Consider the following 25,162-nt stretch of genomic DNA (forward strand, 5'->3'; position numbering starts at 1 on the left):
ATCCGGCGTCCTTTTTTCTTGCGGCCTGTGAGAGAGAGAGAAACCGGCTGCTGCCGGCTCCGTCTTCAGTTGGTGTTGGTTTCCTTTTCCTCGTCCTTGATCTGCTTCCAGGCATTCTGCTGGGCGAGCATGGAGCGCAGATAGGCGACGTTGGCCTGCGCCTGCTGCGGCGAAAGCTCGTGGCTGGCGATCTTTTCGGCCTCGCCGAAACGGCCTTGCAGGCCGACCACGAGCGCCAGGTTCTGGCGCACCCGGCTGTCGGCGCCCGGTTGCTCGGCCGCGGAGCGCATATAGGTTTCGGCGGTCTTGAGATCGCCTTGCAGCAGGTAGGACATGCCGAGATTGGAGAGCACCGAGGGTTCGTTCGGCTTGGCGTCCAGGGCCTTGCGGTAGAGTTCGCGCGCTTCGGCCTGCCTGCCGAGCTGGTCGAGGATGGCGGCTTCCGCCGATTGCAGCTTCCAGTCGGGATATTCGGGCGTCTGGGCGCGCCGCACGGCGTCGAGCGCGGGTTCGAGCTGTCCCGCGCCCGCAAGCGCCTTGCCATAGGCGGCGAGAACTTCGCGGTCCTTCGCATGGGTGATGGCCAGCTTGCGCATGACCGCAAGCGACTGATCCGCCCGTCCGTTCATCTGCAGCACGCTGGCGTAGCGCAGGCCGATCGCCTTGTCTGTCGGGTTCTTCGCATAGGCCTGTCCGAGCGAATCGGCCGCACTTGCCAGTTCGCCGGCCGACATCTGATCGACGGGGCGGCCTGTGTCCGCTCGCGATATGGAGCCGGTGGTGAGGTTCTTGTTGCTCGCGCATCCGGCGACGCTCGCGACCAGCAGCATCGCCGCGCCCGCCCTCAGGACTCGATTCGTGATTGCCTTCGTGCGGTGTTTGGTCAACATCGGCGCCGATTCTCCGTTCGAAACCGCCGCGGCAAGCGGGCCGCGCATCCCGGAGAAATATTCTGTTAACCCTAACGGATGGTTAAGACCGTCCCGCAATGGTTAACGTCTGCCGGAAGGACTGGATGGAATGACTGTCGAAGTGATCGTCGAATCCGCCGAGGAGGGCGCTCCGATCCATTTTGTGCCGAAGAACGGTCTCGATGAGGCCGGTCTGGACCCCGTCGCTATGGGATGGGCCGGCGCGAACGGCTTTTCCGGCGAGGCCGGTCGTGTCCTGCTGCTGGCCGGACGTGACGGCGCGGTCGTCGGCGCGCTGCTTGGAACCGGAGACGGAAGCGAGGGCCACCTTGCGGCGGGGGCGCTCGGCAAGGCGCTGCCGGAAGGACTCTGGCGGCTGGCAGGCGATCCCGCCAATGCCGAGCAGATCCTGCTCGGCGTCATGCTCGGCAACTATGCCTTCACGCGCTATGGCAAGAAGCCCGGCCGCGCTTTGCGTCTGCTGGCGCCGGACGGCGCGGACACGGCGCGCGTCCGGCGCATCGCCGAGGCCGTCTATCTCACGCGGGACCTCATCAACACGCCGACGAACGATATGGGGCCGGAGGCGCTGGAGAGCGCCGCGCGCCGTCTCGGCACGGCGCATGGCGCGGCCGTAAAGTCGATCGTCGGCGACGAATTGCTGGCCCAGAATTTCCCGATGATCCATGCGGTCGGCCGCGCCTCCTCCGACGCGCCGCGCCTCATCGACCTGCGATGGGGGCCATCCGACGCGCCGAAGGTGACGCTGGTCGGCAAAGGCGTCTGCTTCGACACGGGCGGCCTCGACATCAAGCCGGCATCCAGCATGCTTTTAATGAAGAAGGATATGGGCGGCGCGGCCAACGTCCTCGGTCTGGCGTCGATGATCATGTCGGCCGGCCTGAAGCTCAGGCTGCGGGTGTTGATCCCCGCCGTCGAGAACGCCATCGCCGGCAATGCCTTCCGTCCCGGCGACATCCTGCCGTCGCGAAAAGGCATTACCGTCGAGATCGGCAACACCGACGCCGAGGGCAGGCTGGTGCTGGGCGACGCGCTGGCGCTGGCCGACGAGGAGGAGCCGCAACTGCTGATCGACATGGCGACGCTGACAGGCGCTGCGCGTGTCGCGCTCGGTCCGGATCTGCCGCCCTTCTACACCGACGACGACGGCTTCGCGGCCGAGCTGTCGGCGGCCGGCAACGCCGTCGAGGACCCGCTCTGGCGTATGCCGCTCTGGAAGCCTTATGAGGCGCGGCTGGCGTCGAAAGTGGCGGACACCAACAATGTGAACTCGGACGGCTTCGCCGGATCGATCACCGCGGCGCTCTTCCTGAAGAAGTTCGTCGAGAAGGCCGGGACCTGGGCGCATTTCGATATCTTCGGCTGGAATCCGGTGGAGAAGCCGCATTGCCCGGTCGGCGGCGAGGCGCAGGCGATCCGCGCGCTCGAGCGCGTGCTTGCCCGGCGCTATCCGGGCTGATCCTGCCGCTCGAAACGGAAGCGAAACGAATTTCCGTCATGCTCGGGCAATGGCGATTCAGCTGCGCCCCAGCCAGGCACTACGGCTCTGGCAGACGGTTCTGCTCTCCGAGGTGCGCGACGACGCGCCCGATCTGACCTCGCGTCAAATGGCCATCCTGCTGCATATCTATCTCGAACCGCCGCCTCACACGATCCGCGGGCTCGCCGCGACGCTGGGTGTCACAAAGCCTGTCATCACCCGCGCGCTCGATACGATGGGCGCGCTGAAGCTCGTCTCGCGGCACCGCGACGAAACCGACCGGCGCAACGTGCTTGTCAAGCGAACGGTCGAAGGCGCATTGTATGTCGAGCGTCTCGGCGACGTGATCATGGCCAAGGCCAGGGAGCTTCCCCTTTGACCGACCTCGACTTGCGCCTGAACGCGGTTCGGCCCGATCTAGCCGACGCGCGGCTCGGCGAGCAGGTGACCGCCGCCCGCAATGTCATCGGCCGACCGGCTTCAATCGCCGTTCCCGTGGCCGATGTGATGAAGGCGCCGGACGTCCATTCCGGATTGAACACCCAGTTCCTGCTTGGCGACGAGGTGCTGGTTTTCGAGAACCATGACGGCTGGGCCTGGCTGCAGGGGGTACGCGACGGTTATGTCGGCTATGTCGCGGCCGATGCGCTCGGCGATGCGGCTGCGGAATTCACCCATGTCGTCTCGGTGCCACGCACCTTCGTCTATCCGGCCCCGGATCTGCGCCGGCCCCGCGTTCGCGTTCTCTCCATGGGATCGCGCGTCGCCGTCGTCGGCCTCGCCGAAACCCGCAACACCGTCTATGCGCTGCTTGACGAGGGCGAGGCGGTCATCGCCCAGCATCTCCTGCCCGTCGGCAGCCATGCCGCCGACTACGTGTCAGTGGCGGAAACCCTGATCCATACGCCCTATCTCTGGGGAGGCACTTCGGGCTTCGGCATCGATTGTTCGGGTCTCGTCCAGCTTTCGATGCGCATGTGCGGCGTCAGCGTGCTGCGCGATACCGACATGCAGGTGGCTTCGATCGGCAAGCCGCTCGCCGTCGATGCGGATTTCTCGAAACTCCGGCGCGGCGATCTCGTGTTCTGGAAGGGTCACGTCGCGATCATGACCGACGCCGTGAACATGATTCATGCCAGCGGCCACACCATGCTGGTGTCGAACGAGTCGCTGCGTGACGCTGTCGCGCGGATCAGCCCGCTCTACGGTCTGCCGACGGCGTTCAGGCGTCCAGCGTCTCAATAACCGGCAGTTCTGTCGACCACATTGCGCAGCGGTTCGCCGCGCTCGAACGCATCCATCTGCGCGATCATCGGCGGCACGAGATGCGCGGGGTCAGACGTGGAGGCGGCGTGCGGCGTGACGAAAACCTTCGGATGCGTCCACATCGGGCTGTCCCGCGGCAGGGGCTCCGTCTCGAACACGTCGAGCGTCGCCTCCTTCAGCGTGCCGTCGTCCAAGGCCCGCAGGATGTCGGCGCCTTTCTGCAATCCTCCGCGTCCCGCATTGATGAGGCAGGCGCCTCCCAGCCTGTTATCGCGTCGCAACTGCCGCAGCAGGCCATAGTCGATGACGCCGCGTGTGTCGGGCGTCAGCGGCAGCAGGACGACGAGGATGTCCGTCGCGGCCAGAAAGGCAGGGAGGCGATCCGTGCCGGCGAAGGTCGTCACGCCCGGCAGGTCCTTCGGCCGCCGACTCCAGCCGTTGACCCGATAGCCGAGCGCCAGCAACGCTCTCGCGGCGGCCGAGCCGAGTTCGCCGAGTCCCATGATGCCGACCGCCACCTCGCCCGCCTGCGGCTGCGGCGGCTCGTACCAGATCCTGTCACGCTGCTGGGCGCGGTAGAGCACGCCCTGCCGATGGTGGTCGAGCACGCGCCAGACGACATATTCGGTCATCGGCTGGGTCAGCGAATCGTCCACGACGCGGATAATCGGTACGTCCGGCAGCATCGGGTCGGCGAGCAGATGATCGACGCCCGCGCCGACCGAGAAGATCGCCTTGAGATTGGGATAGGCCCTAAGCCGGCTGCCGCCCTGCTTCCAGACGAGAGCATAGCGGATGGTCGGATCGTGTGGGTCGTCCGTGTCGAGCACGGCGTCGCGCCGGCCTGCGAATGCAGCCTGCCAGGCGTGCGGATCGTAGCCGGAAATCGCCAGCAGGACGCGGCCCTTGGGTGCTGTAGTCATGACGCTTCCTATTGGCTGACGACGCCGGCAGGCGCGGTCTCCACATGGAACGCGGCCGAGATGAGCGCCTTGGTGTAATCGGTCTGCGGCCGCTCGAAAATCTGCTCGGCGGGACCCGCCTCCACGATCTGGCCGTTACGCATGACAATGACGTGGTTGGCGAGCGCCCGCACCACCTTCAAATCGTGGCTGATGAAGAGATAGGCGAGATTGTGCTTCGCCTGCAGATTGCGCAAGAGGTCCACCACCTGCGCCTGCACGCTCATGTCGAGCGCCGAAGTCGGTTCGTCCAGCATGACGAAGCGGGGATTGAGCACCATGGCGCGGGCAATCGCGATGCGCTGCCTCTGGCCGCCGGAGAATTCATGCGGATAGCGGAAGCGGGTCTCCGGATCGAGTCCGACCTCCTTCAGCACGGCCACGACCTTGCCGTCGCGGTCGTCCGCCGAGAGTTTTGGCTCGTGGATCTTCAGCCCTTCCTCGATGATCTCCGCCACCGACATGCGCGGGCTCAGCGATCCGAAGGGGTCCTGGAAGACGATCTGCAATTCCCGCCGGAGCGGCCGCATCTCCGTGAAGGAGAGTTTCGCGATGTCACGGCCCGAAAAGTGGATCTCGCCGGTGGACGAGATCATGCGGCAGAGCGCCAGCCCGAGCGTGGTCTTGCCGGAGCCGGACTCGCCGACCACGCCGAGCGTCTGCCCAGCCTCGACATGCACGTCGATGCCGTCGACTGCCTTCACGTGGCCGACGGTCTTGCGCAGGAATCCGCGCTTGATCGGGAACCATACCTTGACGTCATGGCCTTTCATCACGGTTTCGGCGTTGGGATCAGGAGCCGGCGGGCGCCCCTTCGGCTCGGCGGCGAGCAGGTGGCGCGTGTATTCGTGCGTCGGATTCCTGAAAAGCTGTTCCGTCGGTCCGCTTTCCACGATCTTGCCATGGGTCATGACGCAGACGCGGTCGGCGATCTTGCGGACGATGCCGAGGTCGTGGGTGATGAACAGCATGGACATGCCGTTCCTCTTCTTCAAACCGTCGAGCAGTTCGAGGATCTGCGCCTGAACCGTGACGTCGAGCGCCGTTGTCGGCTCGTCCGCGATCAGGAGCTGCGGCTCGTTGGCCAGCGCCATGGCGATCATGACGCGCTGGCGCTGGCCGCCGGAAAGCTGGTGCGGATAGGCGCCGAGCCGGCTCTCTGGGTCGCGTATGCCGACTTCCTTCAGGAGTTCCAATGTACGCGCACGGGCGGCGCGGTCGCTCATCGCCTGATGCAGCTTCAGCACCTCGACGATCTGCTGCTCGATCGTGTGCAGCGGATTGAGCGAGGTCATCGGCTCCTGGAAGATCATGGTGATCTTGTTGCCGCGCACCTTGCGCAGGTCGCGCTCGTCGAGCGCCATCAGGTCCTTGCCGTCGAAGAAAATCTGCCCCGATGGATGACTCGCGGCCGGATATTGCAGGAGCTTGAGCACCGAGAGCGCCGACACGGATTTGCCGGAGCCGGATTCGCCGACCAGCGCCACCGTCTCGCCCTTGCCTATGTCGAAGGAGATATGGTCGACCGCCGTCGTCGTCCGGCCGCCCTGCGTGAAAGCGACGGAGAGATCGCGGACGGAGAGGAGGGGAGCCGTCAAAGGGCCGCCTCGACGTCGGTCTGCCGGAAATCGTCGCCCTTGAAGAGCAAAGGTTCGTTGCGCGCCTTGGAGAGAGCGTAGGCGAAACAATCGCCGAGATTTAGCCTGGCAGGGTGATTGCCCTTGCCGAACGTCTTGTAGGCCTCCCGGGCGAGGCGCGTCTGATGGACAGAGGGTGGAGAGACTTTGATGCCGCTAACACGGATGATTTCGTCAAAGGCCGCCGACACCGTCTCGCCTTGCTTGTCCGCCCGAATTGCAGCTTCCACAAAGTTGATCGGCGAGATCAGAAGATCCTCAAGCTCGTCCGCGATCGCGCGACTGAACTTGTCCGCATCGCTTTCGTTCAGAAGGATGGCGAGCAATGCAGATGCGTCGATTATCATGCAGGCAACCCGTCATCGTCGTAGAGATCGGAATGATCACTCGTCACACCCTGAGGTACCGGCGGCAGGCTGGAGACGATTTCTCTGATGCGCTGATAGCGATATTCGCGCTCCGCATGTCGATGTATCCGCATCAATTGATCTTCCAAGGCTTTCTCGACGGCGGAGGTCATGCTCATTCCGGTTTCGCGGGCCAGTTCGCGGGCCAGTTCGTGGGCGCGTTCGCTCTTTATGTTCAGGCTCATCGCAGCCTCCGTGGTAGAAAATCAGAAAAATTTATACCACGGCCCCCCTCTACCGAAAAGTCTTCCGCGGATCGAAGGCGTCGCGCGTCGCCTCGCCGATGAAGATCAGCAGGGAGAGCATCAGCGAAATCACCACGAAGCCCGAAATGCCGAGCCACGGCGCGTTGAGGTTGCGCTGGCCCTGCCGGAGCAGCTCGCCGAGCGAGGCGGAGCCGGGCGGCAGGCCGAAGCCGAGGAAGTCGAGCGATGTCAGCGTGGTGATCGAGCCGTTGAGGATGAAGGGCAGGAAGGTGAGCGTCGCCACCATGGCGTTGGGCAGGAGGTGTCGGAACATGATGGTGCGATTCGGCACGCCGAGCGCCCGCGCCGCATTCACATACTCGAAGTTGCGGGCGCGCAGGAATTCCGCCCGCACCACGCCGACGAAGCCGACCCACGAGAACAGAAGCATGATGCCGAGCAGGATGAAGAAGCCCGGCGGCAGCACGGCGGCGATGATGAGGATGAGGTAGAGGACCGGAATAGAGGTCCAGATCTCGATGAAACGCTGGAAGAGAAGATCAGTCCAGCCGCCGAAATAGCCCTGGACCGCGCCGGCCGATACGCCGATGACCGCCGATGCGACGGTGAGCACGAGGCCGAACAGCACCGAGATGCGGAAGCCGTAGATGACGCGCGCCATGACGTCGCGCGCCTGGTCGTCGGTGCCGAGCCAGTTCCAGTTGCCGACGACGCAGTTGGGATCGTCGGCGCCCATCGGATAGCGTTGGCAGCGCTCTTCCTTGGTGAAGCGCCAGCTCGGCCTTGCGGGCGCGGCCTCCGGTATCTCGTTGTTGACGGTGCGATAGGAATAGCGGATCGGCGGCCAGATCATCCAGCCATTAGCGTTGATCTCGTCCTGGATCACCGGATCGCGATAGTCGGTGACGGCATAGAAGCCGCCGAACTTCTCCTCCGGATAGTCGATCAGGACTGGGAAAAGGATTTCGCCCTTGTAGGAGGCGAGGATCGGCTTGTCGTTGGCGATGAACTCGGAGAGCATCGAGAGCAGAAACAGGACGAGAAAGATCCAGAGCGACCAGTAGCCGCGCCGGTTTGCCTTGAAATTCTGCCAGCGGCGCTGGTTGAGCGGCGACAGCCATGGCCGCGCGGTCCGCTCCCGCACCTGCTCCACCTCGGCCTTGAGCTGGATCTCGCTCAAACGTCTCTCCGGTCGAAGTCGATGCGCGGATCGATCCACGTATAGGTGAGATCGGAGATCAGGCTGACGAACAGCCCGAGCAGTGAGAAGATGTAGAGATTGGCGAAGACCACGGGGTAGTCGCGGTCGAGCACCGAGCGGAAGCCGAGCAGCCCGAGCCCGTCGAGCGAGAAGATGTTCTCGATCAGCAGCGATCCGGTGAAGAAGGCAGAGATGAAGGCGCCCGGAAAGCCGGCGATGACGATCAGCATGGCGTTCCGGAAGACGTGGCCGTAGAGCACGCGATGCTCGGAAAGCCCCTTGGCGCGGGCCGTCACGACATATTGCTTGCGGATTTCGTCGAGGAACGAGTTCTTGGTCAGCAGCGTCGTCGTCGCGAAGGCCGACAGCACCATGGCTGTCAGCGGCAGCGTCAGGTGCCAGAAATAGTCGAGGATGCGGTCCGGCCACGACATTTGCGACCAGTTCTCCGAGGTCAGGCCGCGCAGCGGGAACCAGTCCCAGAAGGAACCGCCCGCGAACAGCACCATCAGCAGGATGGCGAAGAGGAAGCCGGGGATGGCGTAGCCGATGATGACCACGCCGCTCGTCCAGATATCGAAGGCGGAGCCGTCCTTCACCGCCTTGCGAATGCCGAGCGGGATGGAGATCGCGTAGGAGATCAGAGTGATCCAGAGACCGAGCGAGATCGACACCGGCATCTTCTCGACGATGAGGTCGAGTACCGAGATGTCGCGGAAATAGCTCTCGCCGAAATCGAAGCGCAGATAGTCCCACAGCATCTTGCCGAACCGTTCGAGCGGCGGCTTGTCGAAGCCGAACTGCTTTTCCAGCTTGGCGATGAATTCGGGGTCGAGTCCCTGCGCCCCGCGATATTTCGAGCCTTCGCCGCCGGCGTCGAAATTCTGGCCGGCATCGCTGCCGCCACCGCCCGATATGCGCTCGCCGGCATCGCCGCCCTGTCCGGTGATCCTGGCGATCACCTGCTCCACCGGGCCGCCGGGCGCGAACTGGATGACGGCGAAGGAGATCGCCATGATCCCGAGGATGGTCGGGATCATCAGCAGGATGCGGCGCAGGATATAGGCGGCCATCAGGCGCGAACCTGCATCACGGGTCGCCCGGCCCTACGCCTGCGCTTCGGGCGTTCATCGCTCGAAAAGCCGGATCGTTGGCCTTTCGTCCCCTTTTCACCCCTTCCCAATCGCCGTCGCCTTGTCCCTGTCGAACCACCACAGCGTTTCGGTCGCGAAGCCGTAGTCTGGTTTCGGCTCCCTGAAGCCGAACATGTCCCAGAACGCCACGCGGTGATTCGCCGAGTACCAACTTGGAATCCAGTCCAGCCGCGCGCGCAAGACCCTGTCGAGCGCGTTGAGCACCGTGACCAGCTCCGCGCGGCTCGATGCGCCGGCAATCGCCCCTACCAGCGCGTCGACGGCGGGATCGGCGGTGCCCGGCAGGTTGCGCGAGCCCTGCAGACTGGCGGACTTCGAGTGGAAGATGCCGTCCATGCCCTCGCGCGTCGGCGTCGGGCTGAACAGCAGCGCCATGCCGATCATGTCGAAGTCGAAACTCGACTGCCGGGCCTGATGCTGCGCGGAATCGACCATGCGCAGCGAGGCGTCGAAGCCGATCGCCTTGAGACTCTCGATCCAGGGCGAATAGATGCGCACGAAACCCTCGTCGTCGACGAGGATTTCCAGCCTGAACGTCTCGCCCTTGTCGTTGCGAAAAACGCCGCCCTCAGGCTTCCAGCCCGCTTCGGTCATCAGCTTGCGCGCTTCGCCGAGCAGTTTTCGGTCGCGGCCGCTGCCGTCGGAGGATGGCAGCGAATAAGGTTCGCCGAAGACCTCCGGCGGCAGCTTGTCCCGAAGGGGCTCCAGCAGCGCCAGTTCGGCCGGCGACGGCGCGCCCGCCGCCTTGAACTCCGAACGCTCGAAAGAGGATTGCGAGCGGTCGTAGAGACCGTAGAACAGCGACTTGTTCGTCCATTCGAAGTCGAAACAGAGCGCGATGGCGCGGCGCACGCGCACGTCCCGGAACCGCTCGCGCCGCAGATTGACGGCCATGGCCTGCATCGCCGGCCGCTTTTCGGACGGGAACTCGCGCTTCACGACCTTGCCGTCGTTGATCGCCGGAAAATCATAGCCTGTCGCCCAGATGCGCGACGTCGCCTCCTCGCGGAACAGCACCTCGCCTTTCTTGAACGCCTCGAACGCCGCCTGCCGGTCGCCGTAGAACTCGATCCGCAGCCGGTCGAAATTGTAGATGCCCCGGTTCACGGGAAGATCGCGGCCCCAATAGTCGGCGACGCGTTCATATTCGATGGTCTGTCCTGGCCGCACGAGCCCGACCTTGTACGGGCCGGAGCCCAGCGGCTGCTCCATGCGCGAACTGTCGAACGGCACCTTGTCGAAATAGGCTTTGGACAGGATCGGGAAGGTCGCGGCGTCGAGGATTGTGCGGTCGGACTGTTTTCCGGAAAAGGTGAGGCGCAGCGTGTGATCGTCGACGGCGACGGCTTCGCTGAGTTCCGTCAGCGTCAGCAGAAGGTCAGGATAGCCCTTGTCCTTGAGCAGAAGATAGCTGAAGGCCGCGTCATGCGCCGTCAGCGGCGAGCCGTCATGGAAGCGCGCTTCGGGCCGCATGGCAAAGGTGAAGCTGTGCCTGTCCTCCGAAATGGTGACGCTTTCCGCCGCGAGCCCGTAGATCGAATCCGGCTCGTCCATCGCCCCGGTCATCAGCGAATCGAAACAGATCTCCATGCGCGGCGGCGCGTCGCCCTTGGCGACGAAGCTGTTCAGCGTGTTGAAGGTGTAGGGGTTCTGATTGTATAGCCACTGCGACGGCCCGTAGTTGAACGTGCCGCCCTTCGGCGCGTCGATATTCACATAGTCGAAATGTTTGAAATCAGCCGGGTATTTCAGCTCGCCGAAAGCCGAGAGCCCGTGCAGCGGCACGCCGGCCGGGGTGGAGGCGAACGCCGCTCCCCGAACGAACGGGGCAGCAACCGCTGCGCCGGCTCCCGCGAGAAAATGGCGTCGCGAGAGCGCCGCCATCAATTGGCGCCTTTGTATTTGGCGGCCAGCGCGGCTTCCTTCTCCGGATCGATCCACCAGGAATCGATGTCCGGGCCGACATAATCCGGCTGTTTCTCCGGGATGCCGAACTTGTTCCAGTAGGCGAGCCAGACCACGGCCCGGTGGTATTGCGGCACGGCATAGAAGTTCCACAGAAGCACGCGGTCGAGCGCATTCGTCGCGGCGACGAGATCCTCGCGGTCGGTGGCGAAGATGACGCGGTCGATCAGCGCGTCCACCACCGGGTTCTTGATGCCGGAGAGGTTGCGCGAGCCGGGCGAGTCGGCTGCTCTCGACGACCAGAAATCGCGCTGCTCGTTGCCCGGCGAATCCGACTGGGCCAGCACCGTGGTCAGCATGTCGAAATCGAAATTGTTGACCCGGTTCACATACTGGCTCGGATCGACGATCCGCAGCGTCGCCGTCACGCCGATCTTCTTCAACTGGTTGATATAGGGGTTGGCGATGACCTCGTCCGTATCGTTGTTGCCGAGGATCTCGATGGTGAAGGGCTCGCCCTTCTCGTTCGTCATCCTGCCGTTCTGGATCTTCCAGCCGGCTTCCCCGAACAGCCTTATCACCTCGCGCAGGATGGCGCGTTCCGGTTGCGGCGGGCTGGCCGGGGCCTTCGCATCCGCCTGATCCCCGGTCTTGGGCTGCTCGTAGACCGGCAGCTTGTATTCCGTGGTGAAGACTTCCGGCGGCAACTGATCCTTGTACTGGTTCAGAATCTCCAGTTCCTTGCCTTGCGGCAGTCCGTGCGCGGCGAGTTCGCTGCCTTCGAAGAAGCTGTCCGTGCGCGTGTTGAAACCGTAGAAGATCGTGCGGTTCATCGTCTCGAAGTCGAAGGCGTAGGTCAGCGCCTGCCGCACTTTCCGGTCATGGAACAGCGGTCGGCGGGTATTCATGACGAAACCCTGGAACGAGGCGCGGGAGGTGGCCGGGAACTCCTTCGTCACGACGTCGCCGGCCTGGAACGCCGGAAAATTGTAATAGGTGGCCCAGCGTCGCGAGCTGTTTTCCGAATGTATGTCCTCGAAACCGCCCTTGGTGAAGGCCTGCCACGCGGCGTTGTCGTCCTGGATGTAGACATACCGGCGCTTGTCGAAATTCTCGCGGCCGATCTTCACCGCCAGCCCGGCGCCCCAATAGTCCGGCACGCGTTCCCAGACGATTTCCTGCCCGGGCTTGAAGCTGGCGATCCTGTAGGCGGCGGACCCGAGCGGCGGCTCCAGCGTCGGCTGCGTGATGTCGCGCTTCTTGCCCTTGGCGTCCGTACCCTCCCACCAGTGCCTGGGCAGGACGACGAGGTCGCCCATGATCTTGGGCAATTCGCGGTTGCCCTTCTGGTCGAAGCGGAACTCGACTTCGCGGTCGTTCAGCGCCACCGCTTCCGTCACGTTCTCGTAGTAGCGGTTGTACATCGGGCTGTTGGCCTTCAGAACGTTGAAGGACCAGATCACGTCGTCGACCGTGATGGGCTGGCCGTCATGCCACCGCGCGGCGGGATCGAGCCTGTAGGTCGCGGAGGAATAGTCTTCGGGGAACTTGTAGGCATTCGCGATGAGCGGATGGCTGACGCTCGGCTCGTCAATCGATTGCTCCATCAGCGTGTCGTAGAGCAGGCCGCCGCCAAAGGAACCGAATCCCGCCGCCGGACTGCCCCGCACGATATAGGGGTTGAAACTGTCGAACGTGCTGCCGGCGACGCTGTTCAGCGTACCGCCCTTCGGGGCGTCGGGATTGACGTAGTCGTAGCGCTGGAAGTTTTCGCCGTATTTCGACTCGCCCATGAGGGAGGAAGTCGTGTGCCACTCCTGGGCGGAGGCCTGGCCGATCGCGAGGGTGGCTGCGAGACTGAAGGCTAGACCGGTCACCCTGAATGAAATCGACATCCTGCTCCTCGTGGCTGGTCGCAATTCCGGCGTTTCGCCGTCATCCAGATGCCTCATAGCAAAAAAGCCGGGGAGAACCCGGCTTTTTCGTGAAATGCGAGATTACTTTTTTGTCACTGAGCCGGTGCGGGTTCGGCGGGCGCTGCCGGTGCAGGCTCGGCCGGTGCCGCCGGCGTCTGCTCGGCAGGCGCGGGGGCCTGCTCGGCGGGAGCCGCCTCTCCGGACGGGGCCTCTTCTGCGGGCGCCGCACCGCCTTCTGCCGGCGTCGCGGTTTCGCCGCCCGTGGCCGATGCGTTCTCGGGCGCCGGAGCGGCAGCTTCCGGCAGCGGGGCCGGATTGTCGGACAGGGTGCGCAGATAGGCGATCAGGTCGGCGCGTTCCTGCGTCTTCTTCACGCCGGCGAAGCCCATCGCCGTGCCCTTGATGAAGCCTTTCGGCGAGGTCAGGAACTTGTCGAGATGCTCGTAGTCCCACTTCACGGAGCCGCCCTGCGAGAATTCCTTCATCGCGGCCGAGTAGCCGAAGCCTTCATGAGAAGCGAGCGGACGGTTCACCACGTCCCAGAGGTTCGGGCCGGTCTTGTTGGCGCCGCCCTTCTCCGTCGTGTGGCAGGCGACGCACTTCTTGTGCACGGCCTCGCCGGCCTGGACATTGGCGCCGGCGAGCAGCGGCAGGACGGATTCCTCGGCGGCCGGGCCACCGGCTTCAGCGCCGCCCCCGGACCCTTCTGCGGCTTCGATGGCATAGCCGGGTTTCTCCGGATGCGGCGCGGCGAAGATCGAATCGGAGACGATCGCGATGGACATCACGACGAAGCAGGTCCCCAGGAACCCTGCCAGATATTTGTTCAGTTCAGACGAATCCATACGCCCCCGAGGCTCCATGTTCCGGCGAAACCGGATGAAAAGTGCCGCCTATCGTACTGCCCCAATCGTACGGCTGGGGCATCCGTGGTCAAGGCGCGGCAAACCGCGCGGAAACTAGGTCTTTTGCCCAATCCTTGCAACACCTATAAGGGCGCTTTCCTGTGAGACGTTTTGACACCTTTTGACGCCCTTCCGCCCGCTTCGATGACCACGCTGATCCTGATTCCCGCCCGCCTGGCGTCAACGCGCCTGCCGAACAAGCCGCTGGCCGACATCGCCGGGGTGCCGATGATCGTTCATGTCGTGCGGCGGGCGGCTGAAAGCGGCCTCGGCAGGGCGGTGGTCGCGACCGATGCGCCGGAAGTCGCCGCTGCCGTCACGGATCATGGATTCGAGGCGGTTATGACCGGTGCGCACCACCAGTCCGGCTCCGACCGCATCTTCGAGGCGTTGCAGGCGCTCGACCCGGAGGGCAGGGTCACGACGGTCGTCAATGTGCAGGGCGACCTGCCCACGATCGAGCCGCAGCTCATCCGCGCCGCCGTCGAGCCTCTCGCGGACAGGACGGTGGACATCGCCACGCTGGGCGTCGAGATCGTCCGCGAGGAGGAAAAGGCCAATCCGAACGTCGTCAAGATCGTCGGTTCGCCGCTGTCGTCCTCCCGGCTGCGGGCGCTTTATTTCACGCGCGCGACCGCGCCCTGGGGCGAGGGGCCGCTCTATCACCACATCGGGCTTTATGCGTACCGGCGTTCCGCGCTCGAGCGCTTCGTTTCGCTGAAGCCGTCCGTCCTCGAGCTGCGCGAAAGGCTGGAACAGCTGCGCGCGCTCGAAGCCGGAATGCGCATCGACGCCGAAATCGTCCATTCCGTCCCGCTCGGCGTCGATACGCCCGAAGACCTCGAACGCGCCCGCGCCATGCTGGCCCGCTGAATCCACGAAACGAAGCAACATGATCCAGAAGACGAACCGCATCTCCTTCCAGGGCGAGCCCGGCGCCAATTCCGACACGGCCTGCCGCAACATGTTCCCGGACATGGAGCCGCTGCCGTGCCCGACTTTCGAGGATGCCTTCAACGCGGTTGAGGCGGGCAAGGCCGACCTCGCCATGATCCCGATCGAGAACACGATCGCCGGGCGGGTGGCCGATATCCACCATCTTCTGCCGGAGTCGAAGCTCAGCATCATCGGCGAGTATTTCCTGCCGATCCACTTCCAGCTCATGGTTCTGCCCGGCGTGGCGCGCAAGGAAATCAAGACCGTCCACAGCCACATCCACGCGCTCGGCCAGTGCCGCAAATACATCCGCAAGAACGGCTGGAAGCCGATCGTGGCCGGCGATACGGCCGGCGCCGCCAAGCTCGTCTCCGAGATCGGCGATCGCACCATGGCGGCGCTCGCGCCGAAGCTGGCCGCCAGCCTCTACGGCCTCGATATTCTGGAGGAGAATGTCGAGGACACCGATACCAACGTCACCCGCTTCGTCGTGCTGACGAAGGAGAAGCGCTGGGCTGAACGCCCTTCGCCAGAGGCGAAGATGATGACGACCTTCATCTTCCGCGTCCGCAACGTGCCGGCCGCGCTCTACAAGGCCATGGGCGGCTTCGCCACCAACGGCGTCAACATGACCAAGCTGGAAAGCTACCAGCTCGGCGCCTTCACCGCGACGCTCTTCTACGCCGACATTGAGGGGCACCCAGAGGACCCCAACGTCAAGCTGGCGCTGGAGGAACTGCGCTTCTTCTCCAAGGAGATGCGCATCGTCGGCGTCTATCCGCGCAGCGATTCGCGCGAGGAATGGAAGCTGGCGGATTAGGATACGCGCCGCACCGCTTGCAATTCGATAGCGGTTTCGATATATGTTGAAACCGGTTCAGAAATGCAATCGGTTGGAGAAGAGCGATGTCGAAACTGATCGTCTGGAACCTCATGACGCTGGATGGCTATTTCGAGGGCGGACAGCCCTGGGACCTTTCCTTTCATGAAAAGGTCTGGGGGCCTGAGCTGGAGGAGCTCAGCAACACCTTCGGCGAAAAGGCCGATACGCTGGTTTTCGGACGGCGCACATACGAGGGCATGGCCTCGTACTGGAAAACGGCCGAACCGGGCACGATTACGACCTACATGAACGCGCTGCCGAAGCTGGTGGCGTCACGCACCTTGACGGAGCCCGACTGGAACAACACGCGCATCGTGGCGGACATCGCCGGCGCCATCCGCCAGCGAGAGGCGGAGGCCGACAAGGACCTCTATGTCTTTGGCAGCGCCGAACTCGTCGATTCGCTGATGGACAACGGGCTGGTGGACGAGATCATGCTCTGCGTCGTGCCCGCCGCGATCGGCGACGGCACGCCTCTCTTCAAGAAGGGCCGAGTCGCGGATTTCCGCTTGCTCGAAACACGCCCGCTGCAGAACGGCGCCGTGATCCTGAGGTACGAGGTCGCCGCGTAGGCGAAGCTCAGGCTGTCCGACCGGGCAGGCCCTGCCGGGGTTTCCGCACAGGCTGGCGGCCGAGCGGGACGTAGTCGATCTCCATGAACGCCTCGACCTCGGGCACCCAGCGGTCGCGCACGAAAGCGACATGGTCCGGATGGCCATTGTAGCCGTCATAGGCGGCCTGGTCGCTGAATTCCATGGAGAAGCCGAACGTGTAGTCGTTCTTCGGGCTCACCTGTTTCAGTTGCTCGAACTTCCTCACGCCCGGAATGTCGGCCAGCGCCTTAGCGGCATCGAGGAAGCCCTTTTCGGCGGCGGAGTAACGTTCGTGCCTCAGCCGGAAGACGACGGTGTGGCGGATCATCGAAAGACTCCTTTCAGCCGTTCTCTGCCCAGTTCCGGATCAGGAGGCTTGCGATTGCCGCCGTGGGCGGCACGAAGATGCCGTCGGGGTGCCTGCCTTCGATCATCGCAAAGACTTCGTCGCGCGTGAACCAGCGGCAGGCTTCCAGTTCGGCCGTATCGGCCGTGATGTCCTCGTTCAGCGCCTCGCCATAGCAGCCGATCATCAGCGAATAGGGGAACGGCCACGGCTGGCTGGCATGATAGACGACGCGGCCGAGCCGGATGCCGGACTCTTCGAGGGTTTCGCGCCGCACAGCATTCTCGATCGTCTCGCCGGGCTCGATGAAGCCCGCGAGCGCCGAGAACATGCCCGGCGCGAAATGCCGTCCGCGTCCGAGCAGGCAGCGCTCGCGCGTCACCGCCAGCATGATCGCCACCGGATCGGTGCGCGGAAAATGCTCCGCGTCGCAACTCGGACAGGCGCGCTTGTAGCCGCCGATCCGCATCTCGCTCTTCGTGCCGCACCGGCTGCAATAGGCGTGGCTGGCGTGCCATGCGAGCAGCGCGGCGCCCTGCGCGAGCGCGCCGGCGGCCGCAGGATCGATCAGACCCTGAACGTTGATCGAGCGATAGTCGATCGCCTTGATGCCGTCGGGCAGGGCCTCGGGTTCGAGCCCGCCGGGCGCCGCCACCACCGGCCCGTCAGCATCGACGCCGAGCAGCACCGCTTCGGAAAGCACGGCTCCCAGGGTCTCGGCTTCGGCGAGGCTGAAATAGGGCTGGAACGTCTCGCCGGCCAGTTTCAGGTAGCAACGGCCGCCGCGCATCAGCATGAGGCGCGCGGAAGGTTGCGCCAGCGCCCTGACGGTGACGTCGTCGCTGCGGTGCTCGGCCTGCCGGTCGATCATGTTGCCGCCGAAGCCGACGAACCGGCTCGGCTCCTGCTGGGGCGCGTCGAAAAGAGGGAAGGTCATGAGATCCGTAGGCTGATGAACGATATACTACAGTGCGGCGCGGATGGTGTCCGCGACGCGATTGAGTTCCGAGGGTCGATAGGGCACGCGCGGACCGTGGCCCCATACCGGTCCCGGCCATGCGGAATCGCCCTCGTTGCGCGCCACCACATGGACATGAAGCTGCCGGACGATGTTGCCCAGCGCGCCGGTGTTGATCTTGGTGCAGCCGGTGGATTTCTTGAGGCCCTGCGCGACGAGGTTGGTCTCGAAGGTCAGCATCGCCTGGTCGAGCGGCGTCAGGTCGTGCATTTCCTCGATTCCCGGCCGCTGCGGCACGAGGATGAGCCATGTCCAGCGGCTGTCGTTCATGAGGCGCAATTCGCACAGGCCGAGCCACATGACGTGCTCGCTGTCGGTTTCGAGCCGCACATCGAGTTCGAACCCGGCCTTCGTGCCCGGCAGCATGGCGTTTCCAGTCCGAAAATTTTGGTGCGGATGCACTTTCTGCTGAAGCTAAAGGGCGGTTTCGCAGCCTGCAAGCGATTCGTTGCGATTGTTCGCATCGGGCCGTCGCCCGCGCCGGCGCGGCGAAGCCCTTGCATTTCCCTCCCGGATTGCCGATATGGATCGCGGGAGGTTGGTGGTGGACGATCCACTCGCCAACCGGGTCAGGTCCGGAAGGAAGCAGCCCTAACGAGCCACGGAACGGGTCATTGTTCCAGCCTCCCGCCTCATCGTCCTTCATGCGGCTTCGTCGCCTCCGTCGGAAGGCATGCTGCCGCGTTGACGGCCTGTCGGGTCATGGGCGACACTCGGTCCCGAACGCAAGGACGGGACCTCGGATGGGTCGTGCCGTAGGGAACAGATCGGGCGAATGAACGACGCCGGCAGCATCGACAAGGGCAAGGCGGCCGGCGCCTACCGGGTTCTGGCGCGAAAATACCGTCCGTCGAATTTCTCGGAACTGATCGGCCAGGAGCCGATGGTCCGCACCCTCACCAACGCCTTCTCCACCGGGCGCATCGCTCAGGCATGGATGCTGACCGGCGTGCGCGGCGTCGGCAAGACGACGACCGCGCGCATCCTCGCGCGGGCGCTCAACTACAGGACCGAGAGCGTCAACCAGCCCTCGGTGGACCTGACCGTCCCGGGGGAGCATTGCCAGGCCATCATGGAAGGCCGCCACGTCGACGTCATCGAGATGGACGCGGCCTCCCACACCGGCATCGACGACATCCGCGAGATCATCGAGCAGGTGCGCTATGCACCGGTCGCCGCGCGCTACAAGGTCTATATCATCGACGAGGTCCACATGCTGTCGACGCAGGCCTTCAACGGCCTGCTGAAGACGCTGGAAGAACCGCCGCCGCACGTCAAATTCATCTTCGCCACCACCGAGATCCGCAAGGTTCCGATCACCATCCTGTCGCGCTGCCAGCGCTTCGACCTGCGCCGCATTTCGGCGGACGCGCTGGTCGGGCATCTGCGCCGCATCGCCGATCTCGAGGCGATCGACGTGGAGGACGAGGCGCTGGCCATGATCGCGCGGGCGGGCGAGGGCTCGGCGCGCGATTCGCTTTCCATCTTCGATCAGGCGATAGCCCATGGCGGCGGCGCCGTTGCCGCCGAGGCGGTTCGCGCAATGCTCGGACTGGCCGACCGCGCGCGCATCGTCGACCTTTTCGAGAAGCTCATGGCCGGCGACATAGCGGCCGCGCTCGGCGAGTATCGCGCGCAATACGATGTCGGCGCCGATCCGGCCGCCGTGCTCACGGACCTCGCCGAGTTCAACCATCTGGTCACGCGGCTGAAATTCGTGCCTGCGGCGGTGGAGGATGCCTCCATATCGGAGGAGGAGCGCCGACGGGGCGCGGAACTGGCGCAGAAGCTTTCCGTCCGCGTTCTTTCGCGGACCTGGCAGATGCTGCTCAAGGGCATTCCCGAGGTGCAGACCTCGAACCGCCCGGTCAGCGCCGGCGAGATGGTGCTGATCCGCATCGCCCATGCGGCCGAGCTGCCGACGCTCGACGAGGCGCTGAAGGCGCTGGCCGACGCGCCGTCCTCCGCCTCCAGCGGCGGCGGTCGTCCGGCTGCTTCGTCTGCAAACGGCGCGCCTCCCGTTTCTGCGTCGGGCGTTTCGGCCATCTCGCAGACGCGTATGGCGCCGGGCGGTCAGGGTGCGGCGACAATGCGGCTGGTGCAGGCTGAGGCAGCCGCGCTGCCTGACGCTGTTTCCGCGCCGGCCCCGGTTGCCGATGAGGAAGCCCGCGCCGAGACGCAGCCGGCTCCGGTCAAACCCGCGCCGGACGTCCAGAAGCCGGCGATCCGTTCGCTGGAGGATATCGTCGCTCTCGCCGACAGGCATCGCGACGGCCTGATGAAGGCGCAGATCAGGCGTTCCGTCCGGCCGGTGCGGATCGAGTCGGGACGCCTCGACGTCAGCCTTACCGACGATGCGCCGCGCACGCTGCTCAACGATCTTGCCACCCGGCTTCAGACCTGGACCGGCATGCGATGGGTGGTGTCGCTGTCCCGCGAGGAAGGCGGCAGGACGCTGGCGGAAGAGGAAGCCAGCCGTCGCGAGACGGCTTTCATGGATGCGCGCAACGATCCGGCGGTCGCCGCCATCCTGTCGCGTTTCCCCGGTGCGAAGATCATCGACGTGCGTCTCCCCGGCGCGCCCGATGTCGACGAGGCAGAGACTGAGACGCCGCCGGACCCGGTGGCAGATGACGATGACGAATAGGAGAGTTCGATGAAGGATCTTCTCGGCCTGATGGGCAAGGCGAAGGAGATGCAGGCCAAGTTCGAGGCCATGAAAGAAGAAATGGCCGGAATCGAGGCCATGGGCCAGTCCGGCGGCGGCCTCGTGAAGGTGACGCTGAACGGCAAATTCGACATGAAGAAGCTTGACATCGATCCCTCGCTTTTCAAGGAGGACGACGTCGAGATTCTGGAAGACCTCATCCTTGCCGCCCACAACGACGCCAAGGCCAAGGTCGAGGAGACGATGCAGGAAAAGACGAAAGCGCTGACTGCGGGTCTTTCGCTGCCGCCCGGTCTGAAACTGCCATTTTGACGCAGGCGTGCTGAAATCCTGCAGATCGGCGCCTGATTTGGCAACCATCCGTTAACCATAGAACGAAGATGGTTAATCGAAAATAGCATTTTGAAAACAAATATTTAAGTTGATTTGAACGATGTTCGGCCGGCTTGCGTCCGCCGGTCGTGAAAAGCGTTAACCACGATCAGGCCATGATTTCGCCCGAAAGCGGCACAATCCTGCCGCCAGGGGAAATCGGAAGTTTCGGATGCGGATCTTGACGCGCGGCCCTGTGCCGATTGCCGCCATGTTCGTCGCGCTTGCTGCGGCGGCGGGTTGCAGCCAGAGCACCTCCAGCGTGAGCAGCAGCTTCAGCAGCATGAAGTCCATGGTCATGCCGACCCGGGCTGGTCATGCCCACGGCTATCGCGCCAGCGAGCGCGAGCGGGAATGTCTCGCCCGCGCCATGTTCTTCGAATCCAACCGTTCCAGCCGCGACGGCCTTGTCGCCGTCGGTTCGGTGGTGATGAACCGCCGCGACAGCGGCAAGTGGGGCGACGACATCTGCGACGTGGTCGGCGCGAAGCGCCAGTTCGCACCCGGCGTGCTCAGCCGCCCGATGAATTCCAAGGCCTTGCCCGACGTGATGGACGCCGCCGACGCGGTGCTGAAGGGCGAGCGGCATCCGAAGGTGTCGAAGGATGTGATGTTCTTCCACACGGCGGGCCTGAAGTTTCCCTACAAGAACATGCGTTACACGACCGTGGCCGGCGGCAATGCCTTCTACTACAAGGCCGGGCGCAAGCAGGATCGCCTGCCGGTGAAGCAGGATGACGCGCTGCCCGGCATGCAGCCGGTGATGGTGGCGCAGGTCGAACAGCCAAGAGCGCAAGCGAAGGAACTGCCGGGCGTCGCTGCCGAAACCGCGCAGCCGTTCGAGCCCGTGCAGGTGGCGTATGCCGGCGACACGCCGGCCAAGCCGCAGCGCACCAGCCTGTTCGGCAAGCGCAAGGCGCAACCCGTCGAACAACCGGCGATCCGCTCGCTCGCCGCCGAGGAAGCGCTCCAGCAAGACGACAATGTGCAGGTCGCACTGGCCGACGAGGCGCCGATCCCCATGGCCGCACCCTCGGAACAGGTGGCGTTCGCCGCCGTGCCAGAACCGGATGAATCGGTTCCGGCGCGTCAGACCAGAAAACTCAAGGTGAAGCGTCCTCAGGCTGAAATCGTTCAGGAAGCGTCATATGAGGCGCCTTCCGAGGAGCGCTTCGGCGGCGCCATGCCGGCCTATGCCGGCGGCAGCGACACCGGCCTTTCCGCCGGCGACGACATAGGCACCGGCGTGCTCGGCCAGTTGCTGATCCAGAACGACTAGCGACTGCCTGCTGGATCAGCAACTCTGCCTTCCGCCGGGTGGCATGCCTGCGGCGGATCACTCTACTCGCCATTCCCCATTCGCTTTATAGGACTCCCATGTCCAAGCGAATCGCCGGTCCGGAGATCGAACGCCTGATCCAGCTTCTGGCCAAGGTGCCGGGCCTCGGGCCCCGTTCGGCGCGCCGTGCGGCGCTGCACCTCATCAAGAAGAAGGAAGCGCTGCTCCAGCCCCTGTCGACGGCGATGGCGGATGCGGTGGAGCATGTGACGGTCTGCTCCACCTGCGGCAATATCGACACCGTCGATCCCTGCACCATCTGCACCGATCCGCGCCGCGACGATGCCACGCTGATCGTGGTGGAGGATGTCGGCGACCTCTGGGCGCTGGAGCGGGCCGGCGCCATGAATGCGCGCTTCCATGTGCTGGGCGGCACGCTGTCGCCGCTGGACGGCATCGGGCCGGACCAGCTCAACATCCGCCGGCTGGTCGAACGTGTGGCGGAAGGCGGCATTCGCGAGGTGATTCTGGCCGTCAATGCGACGGTCGAAGGCCAGACGACGGCGCACTACATCACCGACCAGCTCGCCGATTTTGAGGTGAAGGTGACGCGGCTTGCGCATGGCGTGCCGGTCGGCGGCGAACTCGACTATCTGGACGAGGGAACGCTGTCGGCCGCGCTGAAATCGCGGACGGAGTTTTGACGAGATTGGAGGGCAAGCAGCGAAGATGATCGATGCTCGGAGTTGCCTTTTGTTTCTCATGCTGCTGCTCGTGCTGCAGGCATCTCCTGTTTCCGCCGCTTCCATCGATAAACAGTTTCGCGACTGGCTTGAAACCTCGCTCTGGCCGGAAGCGAAGTCGAACGGCATTTCGCGAAAAACCTTCGATGCGGCTTTTGACGGCGTGAAGCCGAATCTCAAGCTGCCCGACCTCGTCATGCCGGGCGAGAGACCGAAGACGCCGAAGAAGCAGCATCAGGCGGAGTTCAATTCGCCATCAGGCTATTTCGCCGACAAGACGCTCAATCCGGTGATCGCGGGCGGTCGCAGCCGCGCGGCGAAATACGCAAAGACGCTCGCCGCGGTCGAAAAGCGCTTCGGCGTGCCGGGGGAGATCGTGCTTGCAATATGGGGTCGCGAGTCGGGCTATGGCGCTGCGAAAATCCCCTATGACGCTTTCGAGGTGCTCGGCACCAAGGCGTTTCTCGCCACCCGCAAGGAGATGTTCCGCAACGAGGTTTTGGCCGCGCTCGAAATGGCGGAACGCGGGCTCGCCACGCCGGACCAGATGAAATCCTCCTGGGCCGGCGCGCTCGGCCAGCCGCAGTTCCTGCCGTCGTCCTTCCTCAAGCATGCGGTCGATTTCGACGGCGACGGCCGCGTGGACATCTGGAACTCGATGCCGGATGTGCTGGGCTCCATCGCCAACTATCTCGACCATTATGGCTGGCAGAAGGGCCGCGACTGGGGCTTTGAGGTGGCCGTGCCGGAAAGCGTGTCCTGCGCGCTGGAAGGACCGGATCGCGGCAAGAAGATTTCCGACTGGGCCAAGCTCGGCATAGAGCGCGTGACCGGCAAGGCGTTTCCGGCGAAGGAGGCGAAGGCCGAGGGCTTTCTGCTCATGCCTGCCGGTCGCAGCGGCCCGGCCTTCATCGTCACGCCGAATTTCTACGTGCTCAAGGAGTATAATGAGAGCGACCTCTATGCTCTCTTCATCGGCCACGGCGCGGACCGCATCGCCGGTAGCGAAATGGCCTTTGCCGGCCAGTGGGGCAAGGTCGGCGGGCTCTACCGCTCCGATGTCGCCGCGATGCAGCGCGGACTGGAAAAGCTCGGCTACGACGTCGGCGGCGCGGACGGGCTGCCGGGCTTCAAGACGCGGCGCTCGATCGGCGAATGGCAGGCGAAGAACGGCGCGACGCCGACCTGCTATCCGAGCCGCGCCATCGTCGACGCGCTCGGCTGAGGTGTCAGGCCGCCTTGCTCAAAGCCTGCTGCGCGGCCATCAGGATCTCGAAGGAGCGCTTGCGCTTGCCGTGATCGAACACCTGAGCCGTGACCATCAGCTCGTCCGCGCCGGTGCGGCGCACGAAGGCATCAAGCTCGCGCTCCACGCGTTGCGGTGAGCCGACGATGGCGCAGGACAGCGCGTGGTCGAGCATTGCCCTCGCCTGTGGATCGAGCGTGGCCTCGAAATTCTCGACCGGCGCCGGCAGGCGGCCCGGACGGCCGGTGCGCAGGTTCACGAAGGCCTGCTGCAGCGAGGAGAACAGGAAGCGCGCTTCCTCGTCGGTTTCCGCCGCCACGACGTTCAGCCCGAGCATCAGATGCGGCTTCGGCATGGCTTCGGTCGGCTGGAACCGGGAGCGATAGATGTCGATGGCGTGCTCCATTTCCGCCGGCGCGAAATGCGACGCGAAGGCGTAGGGCAGGCCGAGCATGGCGGCCAGTTGCGCGCCGTAGGTGCTCGATCCGAGCACCCAGACCTCGACCTGTTCGCCTTCGCCCGGCACCGCGCGGATGCGCTGGCCGGGTTCGGCGGGCGCGAAGTAATTGATGAGCTCGATGACGTCCTGCGGGAAAGTGTCGACGCCCGCGTCGAGATTGCGGCGCAGCGCCCGCGCCGTCAGCATGTCGGTGCCCGGCGCGCGGCCGAGGCCGAGATCGATGCGCCCCGGATGCAGCGCGGCCAGCGTGCCGAATTGCTCGGCAATGACCAGCGGCGCGTGATTGGGCAGCATGATGCCGCCGGCGCCGATCCGCATGCGGGACGTCGCCGTCGCGACATGCGCGATCACCACCGCGGTCGCGGCGCTGGCGATGCCCGGCATGTTGTGATGCTCCGCCAGCCAGTAGCGGTGATAGCCGAGAGCCTCGGCATGCTGCGCCAGATCGATCGTGTTGCGCAGGGCCTGGCCGGCCGTGGCTCCCTGCGGCACCGGCGCGAGATCGAGGACGGAAAGCACGGCCATGAAGACACCTTGGAGGAAACGGCAGGGCACCGGATATAGGAACGGCGCGCCGCGGCCGCAATCGCCGGCCCGGGAATGGACGCGTATCGCGCAACGCTGTCGAAAATTGGCGTTTCCTGCCG

25 protein-coding genes and 1 other RNA gene are annotated in these 25,162 nt (G+C 64.6%); 12 read left to right on the plus strand and 14 right to left on the minus strand.

The features are described 5' to 3' along the window. Positions 1-65 precede the first annotated feature (65 nt). The gene (locus M9955_11025; GenBank protein ID MCO5082175.1) at positions 66-890 is read right to left on the minus strand and encodes a tetratricopeptide repeat protein; all 825 of its coding nucleotides are present in this window, start codon (positions 888-890) and stop codon (positions 66-68) included. A gap of 130 nt (positions 891-1,020) precedes the next feature. Between M9955_11025 and M9955_11030 the strand changes: the two genes are divergently transcribed. The 3 genes from M9955_11030 to M9955_11040 are packed head-to-tail and all read left to right on the plus strand — an operon-like array spanning position 1,021 to position 3,657. Next, entirely contained in the window at positions 1,021-2,391 is a 1,371-nt protein-coding gene (locus M9955_11030) for a leucyl aminopeptidase family protein (GenBank protein MCO5082176.1), read from the plus strand. A 49-nt stretch (positions 2,392-2,440) separates the two neighbouring features. Next, the gene (locus M9955_11035; protein MCO5082177.1) at positions 2,441-2,791 is read left to right on the plus strand and encodes a MarR family winged helix-turn-helix transcriptional regulator; all 351 of its coding nucleotides are present in this window, start codon (positions 2,441-2,443) and stop codon (positions 2,789-2,791) included. Next, positions 2,788-3,657 (plus strand): NlpC/P60 family protein, encoded by an 870-nt coding sequence (locus M9955_11040; GenBank protein ID MCO5082178.1) that lies wholly within the window; start codon positions 2,788-2,790, stop codon positions 3,655-3,657. The genes M9955_11035 and M9955_11040 overlap by 4 nt, the downstream gene beginning before the upstream one ends. Here M9955_11040 and M9955_11045 read toward each other — a convergent pair. The 9 genes from M9955_11045 to M9955_11085 form a co-directional block, all read right to left on the minus strand. Continuing rightward, positions 3,651-4,601 carry a glyoxylate/hydroxypyruvate reductase A gene (locus tag M9955_11045; protein ID MCO5082179.1) on the minus strand — a complete coding sequence of 317 codons (951 nt, stop codon included), beginning with the start codon at positions 4,599-4,601 and terminating at the stop codon, positions 3,651-3,653. The two genes, M9955_11040 and M9955_11045, sit on opposite strands and share 7 nt — an antisense overlap. An 8-nt stretch (positions 4,602-4,609) precedes the next feature. Beyond that, entirely contained in the window at positions 4,610-6,238 is a 1,629-nt protein-coding gene (locus M9955_11050; protein ID MCO5082180.1) for an ABC transporter ATP-binding protein, read from the minus strand. After that, positions 6,235-6,624, minus strand: a complete 390-nt coding sequence (locus tag M9955_11055; protein ID MCO5082181.1) for a type II toxin-antitoxin system VapC family toxin — start codon at positions 6,622-6,624, stop codon at positions 6,235-6,237. Before M9955_11055 ends, M9955_11050 begins: the two co-directional genes overlap by 4 nt. Continuing rightward, positions 6,621-6,869, minus strand: a complete 249-nt coding sequence (locus tag M9955_11060) for a type II toxin-antitoxin system VapB family antitoxin (GenBank protein ID MCO5082182.1) — start codon at positions 6,867-6,869, stop codon at positions 6,621-6,623. The genes M9955_11055 and M9955_11060 overlap by 4 nt, the downstream gene beginning before the upstream one ends. A gap of 49 nt (positions 6,870-6,918) precedes the next feature. Beyond that, positions 6,919-8,070, minus strand: coding sequence for an ABC transporter permease (locus M9955_11065; protein MCO5082183.1), 1,152 nt, complete (start codon positions 8,068-8,070; stop codon positions 6,919-6,921). Next, positions 8,067-9,164 (minus strand): microcin C ABC transporter permease YejB, encoded by a 1,098-nt coding sequence (locus M9955_11070; GenBank protein MCO5082184.1) that lies wholly within the window; start codon positions 9,162-9,164, stop codon positions 8,067-8,069. The genes M9955_11065 and M9955_11070 overlap by 4 nt, the downstream gene beginning before the upstream one ends. A gap of 96 nt (positions 9,165-9,260) precedes the next feature. After that, complete coding sequence (locus tag M9955_11075) at positions 9,261-11,129, minus strand: extracellular solute-binding protein (protein MCO5082185.1); 1,869 nt, start codon at positions 11,127-11,129, stop codon at positions 9,261-9,263. Continuing rightward, positions 11,129-13,045 (minus strand): extracellular solute-binding protein, encoded by a 1,917-nt coding sequence (locus tag M9955_11080; GenBank protein ID MCO5082186.1) that lies wholly within the window; start codon positions 13,043-13,045, stop codon positions 11,129-11,131. The genes M9955_11075 and M9955_11080 overlap by 1 nt, the downstream gene beginning before the upstream one ends. 113 nt (positions 13,046-13,158) lie before the next feature. Further along, a complete protein-coding gene (locus M9955_11085) occupies positions 13,159-13,911 on the minus strand; it encodes a cytochrome c family protein (GenBank protein MCO5082187.1) in 753 nt (250 codons plus the stop codon). Positions 13,912-14,115: 204 nt separating this feature from the next. On the opposite strand from M9955_11085, the gene M9955_11090 reads away from it, so the two are divergent. From M9955_11090 to M9955_11100, 3 genes are all read left to right on the plus strand, one after another. Then, positions 14,116-14,844: a 3-deoxy-manno-octulosonate cytidylyltransferase gene (locus M9955_11090; GenBank protein MCO5082188.1), complete on the plus strand. Its 729-nt coding sequence runs from the start codon at positions 14,116-14,118 to the stop codon at positions 14,842-14,844. Positions 14,845-14,863: 19 nt separating this feature from the next. Beyond that, positions 14,864-15,727 carry a prephenate dehydratase gene (locus tag M9955_11095; protein ID MCO5082189.1) on the plus strand — a complete coding sequence of 288 codons (864 nt, stop codon included), beginning with the start codon at positions 14,864-14,866 and terminating at the stop codon, positions 15,725-15,727. A gap of 86 nt (positions 15,728-15,813) precedes the next feature. After that, positions 15,814-16,362, plus strand: a complete 549-nt coding sequence (locus tag M9955_11100; GenBank protein MCO5082190.1) for a dihydrofolate reductase family protein — start codon at positions 15,814-15,816, stop codon at positions 16,360-16,362. Positions 16,363-16,369: 7 nt separating this feature from the next. Here the strand turns inward: M9955_11100 and M9955_11105 are convergent, their stop codons facing one another. From M9955_11105 to M9955_11115, 3 genes are read right to left on the minus strand one after another with little or no spacing between them, the layout of a single operon-like run. Next, on the minus strand, positions 16,370-16,711 hold the full coding sequence (locus M9955_11105) for a Dabb family protein (GenBank protein ID MCO5082191.1): 342 nt from the start codon (positions 16,709-16,711) through the stop codon (positions 16,370-16,372). A gap of 13 nt (positions 16,712-16,724) precedes the next feature. Further along, positions 16,725-17,666, minus strand: coding sequence for an NAD(+) diphosphatase (nudC, locus tag M9955_11110; protein MCO5082192.1), 942 nt, complete (start codon positions 17,664-17,666; stop codon positions 16,725-16,727). Between the two features lie 27 nt (positions 17,667-17,693). Continuing rightward, positions 17,694-18,113, minus strand: coding sequence for an HIT family protein (locus M9955_11115; protein MCO5082193.1), 420 nt, complete (start codon positions 18,111-18,113; stop codon positions 17,694-17,696). A gap of 167 nt (positions 18,114-18,280) precedes the next feature. Here M9955_11115 and ffs point away from each other — a divergent pair. The 6 genes from ffs (at position 18,281) to M9955_11145 (ending at position 24,034) form a co-directional block, all read left to right on the plus strand. Next, an RNA gene (gene ffs, locus M9955_11120) (signal recognition particle sRNA small type) lies at positions 18,281-18,378 on the plus strand. A 144-nt stretch (positions 18,379-18,522) separates the two neighbouring features. After that, positions 18,523-20,394 carry a DNA polymerase III subunit gamma/tau gene (locus tag M9955_11125; protein ID MCO5082194.1) on the plus strand — a complete coding sequence of 624 codons (1,872 nt, stop codon included), beginning with the start codon at positions 18,523-18,525 and terminating at the stop codon, positions 20,392-20,394. A 9-nt stretch (positions 20,395-20,403) separates the two neighbouring features. Further along, positions 20,404-20,727 (plus strand): YbaB/EbfC family nucleoid-associated protein, encoded by a 324-nt coding sequence (locus M9955_11130; GenBank protein ID MCO5082195.1) that lies wholly within the window; start codon positions 20,404-20,406, stop codon positions 20,725-20,727. Between the two features lie 343 nt (positions 20,728-21,070). Continuing rightward, the gene (locus tag M9955_11135) at positions 21,071-22,066 is read left to right on the plus strand and encodes a cell wall hydrolase (GenBank protein MCO5082196.1); all 996 of its coding nucleotides are present in this window, start codon (positions 21,071-21,073) and stop codon (positions 22,064-22,066) included. A gap of 98 nt (positions 22,067-22,164) precedes the next feature. Then, positions 22,165-22,770, plus strand: a complete 606-nt coding sequence (gene recR, locus M9955_11140) for a recombination mediator RecR (GenBank protein ID MCO5082197.1) — start codon at positions 22,165-22,167, stop codon at positions 22,768-22,770. 58 nt (positions 22,771-22,828) lie between these two features. Beyond that, on the plus strand, positions 22,829-24,034 hold the full coding sequence (locus M9955_11145; GenBank protein ID MCO5082198.1) for a lytic murein transglycosylase: 1,206 nt from the start codon (positions 22,829-22,831) through the stop codon (positions 24,032-24,034). Between the two features lie 4 nt (positions 24,035-24,038). Here M9955_11145 and M9955_11150 read toward each other — a convergent pair whose 3' ends face one another. Then, positions 24,039-25,040, minus strand: a complete 1,002-nt coding sequence (locus M9955_11150; GenBank protein ID MCO5082199.1) for an LLM class flavin-dependent oxidoreductase — start codon at positions 25,038-25,040, stop codon at positions 24,039-24,041. Positions 25,041-25,162: the final 122 nt, after the last annotated feature.

This window comes from Rhizobiaceae bacterium (assembly GCA_023953845.1).
Taxonomy (GTDB): Bacteria; Pseudomonadota; Alphaproteobacteria; order Rhizobiales; family Rhizobiaceae; genus Arvimicrobium.

What these genes read in the sequence shown, in the direction of transcription:
- M9955_11085 (MCO5082187.1), bottom strand. Translation starts at nt 13,911, where the DNA reads ATGGATTCGTCTGAACTGAACAAATATCTGGCAGGGTTCCTGGGGACC.
- recR (MCO5082197.1), top strand. Translation starts at nt 22,165, where the DNA reads ATGTCCAAGCGAATCGCCGGTCCGGAGATCGAACGCCTGATCCAGCTT.
- M9955_11080 (MCO5082186.1), bottom strand. Translation starts at nt 13,045, where the DNA reads ATGTCGATTTCATTCAGGGTGACCGGTCTAGCCTTCAGTCTCGCAGCC.
- M9955_11105 (MCO5082191.1), bottom strand. Translation starts at nt 16,711, where the DNA reads ATGATCCGCCACACCGTCGTCTTCCGGCTGAGGCACGAACGTTACTCC.
- M9955_11035 (MCO5082177.1), top strand. Translation starts at nt 2,441, where the DNA reads ATGGCGATTCAGCTGCGCCCCAGCCAGGCACTACGGCTCTGGCAGACG.
- M9955_11075 (MCO5082185.1), bottom strand. Translation starts at nt 11,129, where the DNA reads ATGGCGGCGCTCTCGCGACGCCATTTTCTCGCGGGAGCCGGCGCAGCG.
- M9955_11150 (MCO5082199.1), bottom strand. Translation starts at nt 25,040, where the DNA reads ATGGCCGTGCTTTCCGTCCTCGATCTCGCGCCGGTGCCGCAGGGAGCC.
- M9955_11090 (MCO5082188.1), top strand. Translation starts at nt 14,116, where the DNA reads ATGACCACGCTGATCCTGATTCCCGCCCGCCTGGCGTCAACGCGCCTG.
- M9955_11060 (MCO5082182.1), bottom strand. Translation starts at nt 6,869, where the DNA reads ATGAGCCTGAACATAAAGAGCGAACGCGCCCACGAACTGGCCCGCGAA.
- M9955_11145 (MCO5082198.1), top strand. Translation starts at nt 22,829, where the DNA reads ATGCTGCTGCTCGTGCTGCAGGCATCTCCTGTTTCCGCCGCTTCCATC.
- M9955_11030 (MCO5082176.1), top strand. Translation starts at nt 1,021, where the DNA reads ATGACTGTCGAAGTGATCGTCGAATCCGCCGAGGAGGGCGCTCCGATC.
- M9955_11070 (MCO5082184.1), bottom strand. Translation starts at nt 9,164, where the DNA reads ATGGCCGCCTATATCCTGCGCCGCATCCTGCTGATGATCCCGACCATC.
- M9955_11130 (MCO5082195.1), top strand. Translation starts at nt 20,404, where the DNA reads ATGAAGGATCTTCTCGGCCTGATGGGCAAGGCGAAGGAGATGCAGGCC.
- M9955_11100 (MCO5082190.1), top strand. Translation starts at nt 15,814, where the DNA reads ATGTCGAAACTGATCGTCTGGAACCTCATGACGCTGGATGGCTATTTC.
- M9955_11045 (MCO5082179.1), bottom strand. Translation starts at nt 4,601, where the DNA reads ATGACTACAGCACCCAAGGGCCGCGTCCTGCTGGCGATTTCCGGCTAC.
- M9955_11055 (MCO5082181.1), bottom strand. Translation starts at nt 6,624, where the DNA reads ATGATAATCGACGCATCTGCATTGCTCGCCATCCTTCTGAACGAAAGC.
- M9955_11115 (MCO5082193.1), bottom strand. Translation starts at nt 18,113, where the DNA reads ATGCTGCCGGGCACGAAGGCCGGGTTCGAACTCGATGTGCGGCTCGAA.
- M9955_11125 (MCO5082194.1), top strand. Translation starts at nt 18,523, where the DNA reads ATGAACGACGCCGGCAGCATCGACAAGGGCAAGGCGGCCGGCGCCTAC.
- M9955_11025 (MCO5082175.1), bottom strand. Translation starts at nt 890, where the DNA reads ATGTTGACCAAACACCGCACGAAGGCAATCACGAATCGAGTCCTGAGG.
- M9955_11135 (MCO5082196.1), top strand. Translation starts at nt 21,071, where the DNA reads ATGAAGTCCATGGTCATGCCGACCCGGGCTGGTCATGCCCACGGCTAT.
- M9955_11095 (MCO5082189.1), top strand. Translation starts at nt 14,864, where the DNA reads ATGATCCAGAAGACGAACCGCATCTCCTTCCAGGGCGAGCCCGGCGCC.
- nudC (MCO5082192.1), bottom strand. Translation starts at nt 17,666, where the DNA reads ATGACCTTCCCTCTTTTCGACGCGCCCCAGCAGGAGCCGAGCCGGTTC.